Source organism: Flavobacterium sp. (assembly GCF_040402955.1).
Taxonomy (GTDB): Bacteria; Bacteroidota; Bacteroidia; order Flavobacteriales; family Flavobacteriaceae; genus Flavobacterium.
In genome coordinates this window covers 1-13,214 of record NZ_JBBALQ010000006.1, presented here as the reverse complement: position 1 = coordinate 13,214, position 13,214 = coordinate 1, and the positions used below count along the sequence as shown (strand labels likewise).

Below are 13,214 nucleotides of genomic sequence, written 5' to 3'. Positions count from 1 at the left end.
ATAACTAAGTTATGATAAAAGTATCTGAATCTGCAAGTAAAAAAATTATCAATATGATGCAGGAAGAAGGTTTTGATGCTGCTACGGATTATGTCCGTGTTGGTGTTAAAAGTGGTGGTTGTTCTGGACTTTCTTATGAATTAAAATTTGATAAGGAATTAGGTGAAAACGATAAAGTTTTTGAAGATAGTAATGTAAAAATTGCTGTTGAAAAAAAATCGTTTTTGTATTTAGCTGGCACTATTTTAGAGTTTTCAGGAGGTTTAAACGGAAAAGGATTTGTTTTTAACAATCCAAATGCACAAAGAACATGTGGGTGCGGGGAAAGTTTTTCGCTTTAAAATAAAGTTATAAGTTAAAATAATAACCAAATTATTAAACTTTTGACTAAAAAATTTCAATAAAAAAATGAGTAAATACACAGAAGACGATTTAAAAGTCGAATTAGAAAATAAAGAATACGAATACGGATTTTACACTGAATTAGAATCGGAAACGTTTCCCATTGGTTTAAATGAAGATATTGTGCGAGCAATTTCTAAAAAGAAAAACGAACCACAATGGATGACCGATTGGCGTTTAGAAGCATTCGCCGCTTGGAAGGAAATGGAAGAACCAGAATGGGCAAATGTTAACTATACAAAACCAGATTTTCAAGCTATTGCCTATTATTCGGCACCAAAAAAATCGGATCCAAATAAAACATTAGATGATGTAGATGCGGAATTATTAGAAATGTATAAAAAGTTAGGCATTTCTATTGATGAGCAGAAAAAAATGAATAATGTGGCAATGGATATTGTAGTAGATTCTGTTTCAGTAGCTACTACATTTAAAAAAACCTTAGGCGAAAAAGGAATTATTTTTTGTCCTATTTCCGATGCTATTCAGGAACATCCAGAATTAGTTAAGAAATATTTAGGAACTATTGTGCCGCAAAAAGATAATTTTTATGCCGCTTTAAATTCAGCTGTTTTCTCTGATGGAAGTTTTTGTTATATTCCAAAAGGCGTGAAATGTCCGATGGAATTGTCAACTTACTTTAGAATCAATCAGGGTGGAACAGGACAGTTTGAAAGAACCCTATTAATTGCTGATGAAGGTAGTTATGTATCCTACTTAGAAGGTTGCACAGCTCCAAGTCGTGATGAAAATCAATTGCATGCTGCAGTTGTGGAATTAATTGCTTTAGACGATGCTGAAATAAAATATTCAACCGTTCAAAACTGGTATCCAGGAAATAAAGAAGGAAAAGGTGGTGTATTCAATTTTGTAACCAAAAGAGGTTTATGCGAGAAAAACGCAAAAATATCTTGGACACAAGTAGAAACAGGTTCTGCCGTAACTTGGAAATATCCGTCTTGTATTTTAAAAGGGGATAATTCAATTGGTGAGTTTTACTCTATCGCTGTTACAAATAATTTCCAACAGGCCGATACCGGAACAAAAATGATTCATTTAGGTAAAAACACAAAGTCAACCATTATTTCAAAAGGAATTTCGGCTGGAAAATCACAAAATAGTTACCGTGGATTGGTTCAAATAAGTAAAAACGCAGATAATGCCCGAAACTTCTCGCAATGTGATAGTTTACTTATGGGTAACAATTGTGGTGCCCATACATTTCCATATATAGAAAGTAAAAATACAAGTGCAAAAATAGAACACGAAGCCACCACATCAAAAATTGGTGAAGACCAAGTCTTTTATTGCAACCAAAGAGGGATTCCAACTGAAAAAGCAATTGCTTTAATTGTAAATGGTTTCAGTAAAGAAGTCTTGAATAAATTACCAATGGAATTCGCTGTGGAAGCTCAAAAATTATTGGAAATAAGTTTAGAAGGTTCAGTAGGATAATCAAATATAAATCAGAATAAAAACACATTTATACAATGTTACAAATTAAAAACTTACACGCTTCAGTAGAAGACAAAGAAATATTAAAAGGAATTAATCTAGAAGTAAAAGCCGGAGAAGTTCATGCTATTATGGGACCAAATGGTGCTGGAAAAAGTACCCTTTCGTCAATAATTGCTGGAAACGAAAACTATAACGTAACTGCTGGCGAAATTATTTTAGAAGGTCAAGACATTTCAGAATTAGCACCCGAAGAAAGAGCTCACAAAGGCGTTTTCTTGTCTTTTCAATATCCAGTTGAAATACCTGGAGTTTCAGTTACAAATTTTATGAAAACAGCTATTAATGAATCGCGTAAAGCACGTGGACTAGAAGATATGCCTGCAAATGAAATGCTGAAATTAATTCGTGAAAAATCAGAATTATTAGAAATCGATAGAAAATTCTTATCGCGTTCACTTAATGAAGGATTTTCTGGTGGTGAGAAAAAACGTAATGAAATTTTTCAAATGGCGATGTTAGAACCAAAATTAGCGATTCTTGACGAAACAGATTCTGGTTTAGATATTGATGCTTTACGTATTGTTGCTAATGGTGTGAACAAACTAAAAAATGAAACTAATGCAGTTTTAGTGATTACACATTACCAACGGTTATTAGATTATATTATTCCCGATTTTGTACACGTTTTAATGGATGGAAAAATCGTTAAATCTGGCGATGCATCTTTAGCATTAGAATTAGAAGAAAAAGGATACGATTGGATTAAAAACGAAGTAGTATAAAAATTTGTTTCAGGTTTCAAGTTTCAAGTTTCAAGTTTACTTAATATAAAAATACACGCAAATAATTAAATTTAATATAAGCCATGGCAACAATTACAAAGTTTGAAGATTTAGAAATTTGGCAAGAAGCCAGAAAATTAACTAAAGAAATTTTTCTAATTTCAAAAGAAACTGATTTAAAACAAGATTTCCGATTTAAAGAACAAATAAAAGCATCATCGGGTTCTGTAATGGACAATATTGCAGAAGGGTTTGAAAGAGATGGGAATATAGAATTTAGACAATTTTTATCAATTGCAAAAGGTTCAGCTGGTGAAACGCGTTTACAAATATATAGACTATTTGATTATGAATATATTTCAGAAGAAAAATTCATTTAATTAAAAATTAAATATGAAAATTTAAGTGGGAAAATTAAAAACTTTATCACTTATTTAAATAAAAAAGATTTCAAAGGAAACAAGTTCCAATAACATGAAAATCAAAACAAAGAGTACAAAGGAAATTACGTTCAGACTATAATAACTTGAAACTTTAAACCTGAAACTCCGAAGGAAACAACTAAATAAAATGGAATTAAAAGAAAAAATACTATCGTCATTTATGGCGTTTGAAGAAAAAATTGTTGATGTAAATAACGAGTTACATGACATTAGAACTTCAGCTATAAAAAACTTTGAAAATAAAGGTTTTCCAACCAAAAAAGAAGAAGCATGGAAATATACTTCGTTAAATGCAATATTAAAAAATGATTTTAGTGTATTTCCGAAAAAAGATAATACAGTAGAATTTGCAGATGTAAAAAAATACTTCTTAAATGAAGTGGATACTTATAAATTGGTGTTTGTTGATGGAATATTTAGTTCTCATTTATCATCTACAACTCACGATGGCTTAGATGTTTGTTTGATGTCCTCAGCATTAAACAAACCAAAATACAAAATGTATATTGACCAATATTTCAACAAAATCGCGAATAAAGATGATAGTTTAACTTCGTTAAACACAGCTTTTTCTCAAGAAGGTGCGTATGTAAATATTCCAAAGAGCAAAGTAGTTGAAAAGCCAATTGAAATTTTATATTTTTCAACAGGTTCTGAAACAGCGTTAATGACGCAACCACGAAATTTAATAATTGTGGGCGAAAATGCACATGTACAAATTGTAGAACGTCACCAGAGTTTAAATAGCAATCCGGTTTTAACAAATTCGGTTACAGAAATTTTTACTCAAAAACGCGCTATTGTTGATTATTATAAGATACAAAACGATATACAAACTGCGAATTTAATAGACAATACTTTCATTGCACAAAAACAAGATAGTCACGCATCGGTGCACACATTTACATTTGGAGGAAATATTACTAGAAACAATTTAAACTTCTACCATCAAGGCGAACATATTGATTCTACTTTAAAAGGTATAACAATTATTGGCGACAAACAACATGTTGATCATTATACTTTAGTGCAACACGCCACGCCAAATTGTGAAAGTCATCAAAACTATAAAACCATTTTAGATGGAAATGCCACTGGTGTTTTTAATGGTAAAATTTTCGTAGAAAAAGAAGCCCAAAAAACAGATGCCTTTCAGCAAAATAATAATATTCTATTAAGTGATAAAGCAACTATTAACGCGAAACCTCAATTGGAAATTTTTGCAGATGATGTAAAATGTTCACACGGTTGTACTATTGGACAGTTAGATGAAAGTGCGATGTTTTATATGCAACAACGTGGAATTGGTAAAAAAGAAGCCAAAGCATTATTAATGTACGCGTTTACCAGTGAAGTGACTAATAGTGTGAAAATTCCAGAATTAAGAAGTAAAATTGCTCGAATTATTGCCGATAAATTAGGCGTAAATATGGGATTTGATTTATAAAAACAATTATAAAAAAAAGCGGTTTCAATATTGAAACCGCTTTTTTTTATTCTTTTCTGTATTTTTTAGTTTCTTCAAAAACATGCTCTAGAATTTTAGCATCTTCCTCTGAAAACTCAACATTTCTTCTTGCCATTACAATTTTAGCAGTTTCAAACGCTTTTTTGGTCAGATAAGTTGAAAAACCACTTGCGCCACCCCAACTAAAACTTGGTACAAAATTTCTTGGAAATCCTGCTCCAAAAATATTAGTACTTACGCCAACTACTGTACCTGTATTAAACATAGTATTAATACCGCATTTACTGTGGTCGCCCATCATTAATCCGCAAAATTGCAAACCTGTTTTAGCAAAATTTTCTGTTTCGTAGCTCCACAATTTTACTTCTTCGTAATTGTTTTTTAAGTTACTATTGTTAGTATCCGCACCAATATTACACCATTCTCCTAAAACCGCATTTCCTAAAAATCCATCGTGTCCTTTATTAGAATAGCCAAATAAAACTGAATTATTCACTTCACCACCAATTACAGAATGAGGTCCAACTGTTGTAGCACCATAAACTTTTGTAGCTAATTTCACTCTACCCGATTCACACAAGGCAAAAGGACCTCGAATAACAGAACCTTCCATTATTTCTGCGTTTTTACCAATATAAATAGGACCTGTTGATGCGTTTAAGGTTACAAATTCTAATTTAGCGCCTTCTTCTATGAAAATATTTTCTGGCGCAATTACGTTTACCGATTTAGGTATCGGTTGTGAAAATCGATCTTCAGTCAACAATTCGAAATCTTCACGAATGGCTACCTCATTTTTTTGAAAAATATCCCAAGTGTTTTCAATTTTAATGCAGTCATTCGAAAATTCAAGTACTTCGAAAGAATCAAAATCGACTTCTTCTCCTTCTTTAGCATAAAAAGCCACTACTTCTTCCTCTTGAAAAATCGCTTGATTATGTTCTAAATTTTTAATCATAGCTACCAAAATATCATTTGGTAAATACGAAGCATTAATCATTACGTTATTTTCCATTTCTACCATAGGCCATTTTTCAGACAAATAGTCTTCTGTAATAGATGTTGTGGTAGAACCCAACTGTTTTTCCCATTTTTCACGAATGGTTAAAATCCCAACACGAATATCTGCAACGGGTCTTGTGAAGGTAAATGGCAACAAAGCATTACGATGAGGTCCATCAAAAAGAATATAGTTCATTGAAAAAGTTTAAAAGGTTTAATAGAAACTTAACGATTCAAATTTACAAAGAAATTTGACTTATAAAAATAAAAAAACCCCGAATACTTTCGAGGTTTGTTATTATTTAAATAAATTCTACTATTCTTTAGAGAATTTAGCGTATTTCGTTTTGAATTTATCGATACGACCTGCAGTATCAATAAGTTTAGATTTACCTGTGTAAAAAGGGTGAGACGTTCTAGAAATCTCCATTTTGAAAACTGGATACTCAACACCTTCGTGCGTGATAGTTTCTTTAGTTTCAACAGTTGATTTTGTGATGAATACATCATCGTTAGACATGTCTTTGAAAGCGACTAATCTGTAGTTTTCCGGGTGAATTCCTTTTCTCATTTTGTAAATCTTTAAATGTATGATTATAATTTGTTTCGCGGCTTTTTACTATAAAAAGGTGTAAACGCCTTATAACCTTTTGTTAATTATGTTTTTATTTCAGGGTGCAAATATAATACTATTACCCAATACTGCAAACAAAATACCATTATTTTTTATTTTGAAACCGCTTTCGCTAAAAATCTGATACTAAAAGATTTATAACTTAAGAAAAATCTACGTAATTTTGTACCCGATTTGCGTGAGTGATAGAAGTGGAAATCCTTTTTTTGTGGCTTTTTTTCAAGCCACAAAAAAAGATTGCAACGGATAGCACGACCTGAAAGGGCACGCCCAAAGAAAACAAGTATGTCTGATAGAAAAAAAGTAGCGTTTTATACACTAGGTTGTAAACTGAATTTTTCGGAAACTTCTACTATTGCCAGAAACTTTACAGATGAAGGTTTTGACAGAGTGGATTTTGAAGAAGTAGCCGATATTTACGTAATTAACACGTGTTCGGTAACAGAAAATGCCGATAAGCAGTTTAAACAAGTGGTAAAAAAAGCGATGAAACTAAACGACAAAGCTTTTGTTGCCGCCGTAGGCTGTTATGCGCAACTGAAACCCGAAGAATTAGCCGCAGTTGATGGTGTTGATTTGGTTTTGGGTGCGACAGAAAAATTTAAAATCACCGATTACATAAACGACCTATCCAAAAACGATATGGGCGAAGTGCACAGTTGCGAAATTGAAGAAGCCTATTTTTATGTAGGCAGTTATTCCATTGGTGACCGAACCCGTGCTTTCTTAAAAGTACAAGATGGTTGCGATTATAAATGTACGTATTGTACGATTCCGTTAGCACGTGGAATTTCGAGAAGTGATGCTTTGGAAAATGTATTGAAAAATGCGAAAGAAATTTCGGAACAAAACATTAAAGAAATTGTATTAACTGGTGTAAACATTGGCGATTACGGAAAAGGTGAATTTGGCAACAAAAAACACGAACATACGTTTTTAGAATTAGTGCAAGAATTAGACAAAGTTGATGGCATTGAAAGACTAAGAATTTCAAGCATTGAGCCTAATTTATTAAAAAACGAAACGATTGAATTTGTAAGTAAAAGCCGAACGTTTGTACCGCATTTTCATATTCCATTACAAAGTGGTAGTAATGAAATTTTAGGAAAAATGAAGCGTCGTTACCAACGTGAAATTTATACGGAACGCGTAAATAAGATTAAAGAAGTAATGCCACACGCGTGTATTGGTGTGGATGTAATTGTTGGATTTCCAGGCGAAACCGACGAACACTTTTTAGAAACCTACAATTATTTAAATGAAATGAACATTTCATATCTACACGTGTTTACATACAGTGAGCGCGACAATACGGAAGCCGCAGATATGCCAGGTGTTGTACCCGCTAACATAAGAAGTAAACGTAGTAAAATGTTACGCGGCCTTTCTGTGAAAAAACGCAGAGCGTATTATGAAAGTCAAATTGGAACAACGCGCACTGTACTATTTGAAAACGAAAATAAAGAAGGATATATTACGGGTTTTACAGAAAACTACGTAAAAGTAAAAACGCCTTGGAACCCAGAATTAGCAAATACCTTACACGAAATTAAACTTACAAAAATTGACGATGACGGTTTAGTAAGAATGGAATTTGTGAATGTGCCAGTGTAAGTATTCTCTAGACCTGACAGGTTTATAAAACCTGTCAGGTCTAAAAAAACTCTAAATAAAACCTATTTTAAATTACTAACAAACCAGAATTTCGCAATGAATTCATTGGTTTTGAAAACCAAAATAGTTCAAAATCTTCAAACTGAGATTCGAAGTCCATTTTAATATCTTTTAGTAAAACGGGTTGATTTGCAACTGATTTTAAGGTTTTTAGTAGCCAATCTGCTTGGGTTTTTTCCAAAGAAATTTCAATAGTATCTGTTTTAAAATAAAACGTCATTTTCGCCATTGCCCAGGTAGCGCCTTTTTTGGATTTGGTAAAATAATCTACAATTGGTAAATTACCTATCCAAATTAATTTTGCAGTAGGTTTTAATGAAAAATCTACTGAATTATTAAGTGCATTTTCTATAAAATCTGGAGCAATTTTTGTTTTTGGAATTTTAAATTCAAACCAATCTTGCAAATCATAATCGAAACAAATACCGTGCATATAATTAAACAGCGATTTTTTTAATCCAAAACTAAACTTATCGTGATTGATACCTGTTTTGTCAATAAACTGAATGTCGTTATTTGCAAAAGTAATTTCATTTTGTTGCGGAATTACACCAAATTCATCAGGATGTAATCCTACAGGCGAATGTGCCGTCATAGCAAATTGATGCCAAAATCCAGATTGTATACTTCCTATTTGAAACAATTGTCGCACCATTTCTAAACTATCTATAGTTTCTTGAATAGTTTGTGTGGGATAACCGTACATTAAATACGCGTGAACCATAATTCCAGCTTCGGTAAAATAATTCGTGACTTTTGCTACTTGTTCAACCGTTACTCCTTTTTTAATAAGTTCTAATAATCTATCTGAAGCTACTTCTAATCCACCAGAAACCGCAATACAACCTGAAGCTTTTAATAAAATGCACAAATCTTTCGTAAAACTTTTCTCAAAGCGAATGTTTGTCCACCACGAAACAACTAATTTCCGTTTAAGAATTTCCAAAGCCACTTCACGCATTAATGCTGGCGGTGCGGCTTCATCTACAAAATGAAAACCTGTTTCGCGAGTTTGAAGAATCATTTCTTCCATCCTATCCACAAGAATTTTTGCTGCAATAGGTTCATAAATTTTTATATAATCTAACGAGACATCACAAAACGTACATTTGCCCCAATAACAGCCGTGCGCCATCGTAAGTTTATTCCAACGGCCATCACTCCATAAACTATGCATAGGATTTGCAATTTCAATTACAGAAATGTAACTATCTAAATGTAAATCAGAATAATCGGGCGTACCCACTTCAGCGTGTTTATAATCTGATTTTGTAGTGTTATTTTTATATACGACTTCATTATTTTCTAACAAAAAAGTACGTTTAAATTCGGGTTCTGAAACAAGTTCAGAATGACAATAATTATATAAAAGCTCTACTGGCAATTCGCCATCATCAAGCGTAATAAAATCGAAAAACTCAAAGACTCTTTTGTCTTTTAAACTTCTTAATTCTGTATTTGGAAAACCACCTCCCATAGCAATTTTTGTGGCAGGATAATAGACTTTTATGTATTGCGCACATCTAAAAGCGCTATATAAATTTCCTGGAAAAGGCACAGAAATTAACACCAACTTCGGTTGAAATTCCTTAACCCTTTCCTCTAAAATGTGAAGCGTAATTTTATCTATATGCGTGGTTTCCTTTTGTAATTCGGCATATAACTCATCGAATGAATTGGCACTTCTACCCAATCGTTCTGCATAACGACTAAATCCGAAATTTTCATCGACACATTCCACAATGAAATCCGAAATGTCTTCTAAATACAAAGTGGCCAAATGTTTTGCTTTATCTTGCATTCCCATCGAACCAAAAGCCCATTCCATATCATCTAACTGATTGAAACGAGAGGCTTCGGGTAAAAAATTCCCACTACATATTTGTCGTGCTAACGTTGGATTTTTTCCTTGAAGAAAAGCAATTACCGCGTCAATTGTAATGACATAATCATCCCAAAGGGTGTGAATTCGTTGCGAATTTTCTGAAAATTGTACTATTTCACCTTTAGGAATTAAGGAGCTCAACCCTTTTTTGGAAAACAATTCTAATATCACTTCGATACCCAAATCCATTTGAAAAGCAGAAATACTTTTCGTGTTTAGAAACCCTTTGATATAGGCCGTTGCGGGATAAGGCGTGTTCAATTGGGTAAATGGTGGCGTGATTAAAAGAATGTCTGACAAGGTGAAATGTTTTTACAAAGATAAAAATTAATTGTAGATGACGAAAAATGATTATTTTTGTAAAAAAAATTATGCCAACAGATTGTATTTCGTATCAAAAATCGGGTTATTTTTCTAAACTAATTGTAGATTATTTAGATGAAAAACCAGAAGTACAATCACTATATCATCGGTTTCCCCGGATAGAGAATTTTGGTGCTCAAATAACCGAGAAGGCGAAAAATTATACCATTGAAAATCGATTAATTTTAGCTGAAGCGTTAAAAAATCAGAATTCGAATTTTCCAATATCTCCAGAAACTCAATCCAACATTGAATTATTAAGATCGGAGAAAACCTTTACCATTACAACCGGACATCAATTAAATTTGTTTTCAGGACCTGTTTATTTTATCTATAAAATTGCTTCCACAATTAATTTATGCAAGCAATTAAAACAAAAATATTCAGATTATAATTTTGTGCCTATTTATTGGATGGCGACAGAAGATCACGATTTTGAAGAAATAAATCATTTTCATTTTAACTACCAAAAAATCAAATGGGATAAAGAAAGTTTCGGACCTGTTGGAAGATTAACAACCGATGGTTTAAATGACGTTCTTGATACGTTTTCTGAAGCTATTGGAGTTGGCGAAACAGCGGAATATCTAAAAGACTTGTTTAAAAAAACCTATTTAGAACAGACAAATTTAGCAGATGCGACACGTTATTTAGCCAATGAGTTATTTAAAACGGAAGGTTTAGTGATTATTGATGGCGATGATAAAAATCTGAAATCACTTTTCTCACCATATGTTCAAGATGAATTACTTCATCAAAATTCTTTCGCAGCTGTTTCTAAAACAATTTCACAATTAAAAGAATACACAGTTCAAGTAAATCCGAGAGAAATCAATTTGTTTTACATTGAAGATAATTTACGTGAACGAATTATTTTTGAAAACAATATTTACAAAGTTAACAATACAGAAATTGAATTTTCAGAAGCTGAAATTTCAGAAGAGCTAAAAAATTATCCGGAAAAATTTAGTCCAAATGTTATTTTGAGACCGTTATATCAAGAAGTTATATTACCAAATTTAGCATATATTGGAGGTGGTGGCGAAATAGCGTATTGGTTAGAATTAAAAAATAATTTTGAAACTCAAAAGGTTACATTTCCTGTTTTAATATTACGAAATTCGTTTGTAATTGCTACAGAAAAACAAATATCAAAAACAGCCAATTTAGGCATTTCGTTTGAAGAATTATTTCTTTCCAAACAAGAATTAGTCGACAAAAAAACTAAAGAATTTTCGAATTTTAAAATTGATTTTTCTGAACAAAAAGATACGTTAAGAAAACAGTTTTCTGCATTATTAAAAATCGCAGAACAAACTGATAAGTCGTTTATTAGAGCCGTTAAAGCTCAAGAAGCTAAGCAAATAAATGGATTAGAAAACCTAGAAAAGCGTTTGTTAAAAGCTGAAAAACGAGTTCATTTTGAAAAAACAACACGTATAACCGAAATACAAAATCAATTATTTCCAAATGGTAATCTACAAGAACGAACAACTAATTTTAGTGCGTTTTATTCAGCTGAATTTGTAAGTCAAATTATCATACACTCAAATCCCTTTCATACAAATTTTACTTTAGTTACAATATAAATGATATTTGATTTTCCAAAAAACCCTTTTGCAGTTTAGAATTAAATAGTACCTTTGCCAAAAATTTTAAGAAAAATGGCTACAAATAGAACATTTACAATGATTAAACCAGATGGTGTTGAAAACGGACACATCGGTGGAATTTTAAACATGATTACAGAAGGCGGTTTCAGAATCGTTTCTATGAAATTAACGCAATTAACTGTAGCAGATGCTCAGAAATTTTATGCGGTTCACTCAGAAAGACCTTTCTTTGGTGAATTAGTAGAATTTATGACTCGCGGACCTGTTGTTGCTGCAATTTTAGAAAAAAACAACGCAGTAGAAGATTTCAGAGCTTTAATAGGTGCTACAAACCCTGCTGATGCTGCTGAAGGAACTATCCGTAAAAAATATGCTAATTCAATTGGAGAAAATGCCGTTCACGGTTCAGATTCAGATGAAAATGCAGCTATCGAAAGTGCTTTCCACTTCGCTGAAAGAGAGCAATTCTAAAAATAGTATTTCGTATAAAAAAAAGGTGATTTGAAATTTCAAATCACCTTTTTTTTTAAACCTTAAACCTAAGAACTTAAACCCTTAACCTTTTTCTACCTAAATACAATTTCTTTAATCAAATCTTTTCCAAGTTCTTCGTTTAACATTTTGATTATTTTAGATTTTCCGTATTCCAATTCTTGTTTTACAACAGAAGAATTTAATTGCACATATAACGTTTGTCTTTTTAATTCAATATGTTCTGTATAATTTTTAAATGCCGGACCCATCATTTTATACCAAGTTTCTTTAACATTTATAACATCTAAACCCGCTTCCAGCTTCGAAGATTTCATAAACTCTTTCATTACATCACCAATAGAAAAATCGTCATTAAATCGTTTCATATTTATTTTCTTTTAGCGTAAGGTATAAATTTCTTGTAATGATACTTAATTTTATTTTCATTTTCTAAAACTAAAATATCTTCTGATACGGAGATAATTTTTTCTTCCCATTTGGTAAAATTAGAATTCGTTTTTAAAAAATAACAATTGGCACTATCAACTACTCTAATTTTATCTTGTAATACACCTTTTAAAAAAGAACCATCAAGTTGGGGTACTACTTTTTGGCGGGTTCCAGCCGTGTTTTTCATATAAATATATTCAATAAATTCATTTACTTGATATTCTTTTTTATTTCCGTCTGGGAATACTACTTTCTCAATTTCCCAATAACCGTTTATTTGTGTTATCGCCCCTTTGGTTGGTTTTGAATTACAGGAAATTAAAACTACAGAAAGCAGTGCAAAATAAAAATAATTTTTCATTGGTAGAGGTATTAAGTGATGTAAATGTACAAATATTTTTATCCAATAAAAAATGAAAATCATTTTGAGGTTTAAAAATAAAGACTATATTTGCACTCGCATTTACGGGGTGTAGCGTAGCCCGGTTATCGCGCCTGCTTTGGGAGCAGGAGGCCGCAGGTTCGAATCCTGCCACCCCGACAAACGACTTCAATTATTTTGAGGT

12 protein-coding genes, 1 tRNA gene and 1 pseudogene are annotated in these 13,214 nt (G+C 32.0%); 9 read left to right on the top strand and 5 right to left on the bottom strand.

All coding sequences use genetic code 11. The features are described from left to right. Positions 1-11: 11 nt before the first annotated feature. From ABWP78_RS04565 to sufD, 5 genes and pseudogenes are all read left to right on the top strand, one after another. Positions 12-341: a HesB/IscA family protein gene (locus ABWP78_RS04565; protein ID WP_353169584.1), complete on the top strand. Its 330-nt coding sequence runs from the start codon at positions 12-14 to the stop codon at positions 339-341. Between the two features lie 67 nt (positions 342-408). After that, positions 409-1,857 (top strand): Fe-S cluster assembly protein SufB, encoded by a 1,449-nt coding sequence (gene sufB, locus ABWP78_RS04560; RefSeq protein ID WP_353169582.1) that lies wholly within the window; start codon positions 409-411, stop codon positions 1,855-1,857. 35 nt (positions 1,858-1,892) lie between these two features. Beyond that, positions 1,893-2,642: a Fe-S cluster assembly ATPase SufC gene (gene sufC, locus ABWP78_RS04555; protein ID WP_353169579.1), complete on the top strand. Its 750-nt coding sequence runs from the start codon at positions 1,893-1,895 to the stop codon at positions 2,640-2,642. 83 nt (positions 2,643-2,725) lie between these two features. Beyond that, positions 2,726-3,115: pseudogene (locus ABWP78_RS04550) on the top strand (four helix bundle protein). 97 nt (positions 3,116-3,212) lie between these two features. Next, positions 3,213-4,532, top strand: coding sequence for a Fe-S cluster assembly protein SufD (gene sufD, locus ABWP78_RS04545; protein WP_353169576.1), 1,320 nt, complete (start codon positions 3,213-3,215; stop codon positions 4,530-4,532). Between the two features lie 46 nt (positions 4,533-4,578). Here the strand turns inward: sufD and ABWP78_RS04540 are convergent, their stop codons facing one another. Further along, a complete protein-coding gene (locus ABWP78_RS04540) occupies positions 4,579-5,751 on the bottom strand; it encodes a GlmU family protein (RefSeq protein ID WP_353169574.1) in 1,173 nt (390 codons plus the stop codon). 120 nt (positions 5,752-5,871) lie between these two features. Continuing rightward, positions 5,872-6,126 (bottom strand): type B 50S ribosomal protein L31, encoded by a 255-nt coding sequence (locus ABWP78_RS04535; protein WP_353169571.1) that lies wholly within the window; start codon positions 6,124-6,126, stop codon positions 5,872-5,874. A 348-nt stretch (positions 6,127-6,474) separates the two neighbouring features. Between ABWP78_RS04535 and mtaB the strand changes: the two genes are divergently transcribed. Beyond that, the gene (gene mtaB, locus ABWP78_RS04530) at positions 6,475-7,803 is read left to right on the top strand and encodes a tRNA (N(6)-L-threonylcarbamoyladenosine(37)-C(2))-methylthiotransferase MtaB (RefSeq protein ID WP_353169568.1); all 1,329 of its coding nucleotides are present in this window, start codon (positions 6,475-6,477) and stop codon (positions 7,801-7,803) included. Positions 7,804-7,870: 67 nt separating this feature from the next. Here the strand turns inward: mtaB and ABWP78_RS04525 are convergent, their stop codons facing one another. Further along, complete coding sequence (locus ABWP78_RS04525) at positions 7,871-10,048, bottom strand: B12-binding domain-containing radical SAM protein (protein ID WP_353169566.1); 2,178 nt, start codon at positions 10,046-10,048, stop codon at positions 7,871-7,873. A 71-nt stretch (positions 10,049-10,119) separates the two neighbouring features. Here ABWP78_RS04525 and bshC point away from each other — a divergent pair, with 71 nt between their 5' ends. Then, a complete protein-coding gene (gene bshC, locus ABWP78_RS04520) occupies positions 10,120-11,700 on the top strand; it encodes a bacillithiol biosynthesis cysteine-adding enzyme BshC (RefSeq protein WP_353169691.1) in 1,581 nt (526 codons plus the stop codon). Positions 11,701-11,775: 75 nt separating this feature from the next. After that, complete coding sequence (locus ABWP78_RS04515) at positions 11,776-12,195, top strand: nucleoside-diphosphate kinase (RefSeq protein WP_353169564.1); 420 nt, start codon at positions 11,776-11,778, stop codon at positions 12,193-12,195. Between the two features lie 95 nt (positions 12,196-12,290). Here ABWP78_RS04515 and ABWP78_RS04510 read toward each other — a convergent pair whose 3' ends face one another. Both ABWP78_RS04510 and ABWP78_RS04505 read right to left on the bottom strand, forming a co-directional pair. Next, the gene (locus tag ABWP78_RS04510) at positions 12,291-12,584 is read right to left on the bottom strand and encodes a DciA family protein (RefSeq protein ID WP_353169561.1); all 294 of its coding nucleotides are present in this window, start codon (positions 12,582-12,584) and stop codon (positions 12,291-12,293) included. A gap of 2 nt (positions 12,585-12,586) precedes the next feature. Next, a complete protein-coding gene (locus ABWP78_RS04505; protein WP_353169558.1) occupies positions 12,587-13,009 on the bottom strand; it encodes a hypothetical protein in 423 nt (140 codons plus the stop codon). 105 nt (positions 13,010-13,114) lie between these two features. On the opposite strand from ABWP78_RS04505, the gene ABWP78_RS04500 reads away from it, so the two are divergent. After that, positions 13,115-13,189: transfer RNA gene (locus tag ABWP78_RS04500), tRNA-Pro, on the top strand. Positions 13,190-13,214 lie beyond the last annotated feature (25 nt).

What these genes read in the sequence shown, in the direction of transcription:
- sufC (WP_353169579.1), top strand. Translation starts at nt 1,893, where the DNA reads ATGTTACAAATTAAAAACTTACACGCTTCAGTAGAAGACAAAGAAATA.
- sufD (WP_353169576.1), top strand. Translation starts at nt 3,213, where the DNA reads ATGGAATTAAAAGAAAAAATACTATCGTCATTTATGGCGTTTGAAGAA.
- ABWP78_RS04510 (WP_353169561.1), bottom strand. Translation starts at nt 12,584, where the DNA reads ATGAAACGATTTAATGACGATTTTTCTATTGGTGATGTAATGAAAGAG.
- sufB (WP_353169582.1), top strand. Translation starts at nt 409, where the DNA reads ATGAGTAAATACACAGAAGACGATTTAAAAGTCGAATTAGAAAATAAA.
- ABWP78_RS04535 (WP_353169571.1), bottom strand. Translation starts at nt 6,126, where the DNA reads ATGAGAAAAGGAATTCACCCGGAAAACTACAGATTAGTCGCTTTCAAA.
- ABWP78_RS04515 (WP_353169564.1), top strand. Translation starts at nt 11,776, where the DNA reads ATGGCTACAAATAGAACATTTACAATGATTAAACCAGATGGTGTTGAA.
- ABWP78_RS04540 (WP_353169574.1), bottom strand. Translation starts at nt 5,751, where the DNA reads ATGAACTATATTCTTTTTGATGGACCTCATCGTAATGCTTTGTTGCCA.
- mtaB (WP_353169568.1), top strand. Translation starts at nt 6,475, where the DNA reads ATGTCTGATAGAAAAAAAGTAGCGTTTTATACACTAGGTTGTAAACTG.
- ABWP78_RS04565 (WP_353169584.1), top strand. Translation starts at nt 12, where the DNA reads ATGATAAAAGTATCTGAATCTGCAAGTAAAAAAATTATCAATATGATG.
- ABWP78_RS04505 (WP_353169558.1), bottom strand. Translation starts at nt 13,009, where the DNA reads ATGAAAAATTATTTTTATTTTGCACTGCTTTCTGTAGTTTTAATTTCC.
- bshC (WP_353169691.1), top strand. Translation starts at nt 10,120, where the DNA reads ATGCCAACAGATTGTATTTCGTATCAAAAATCGGGTTATTTTTCTAAA.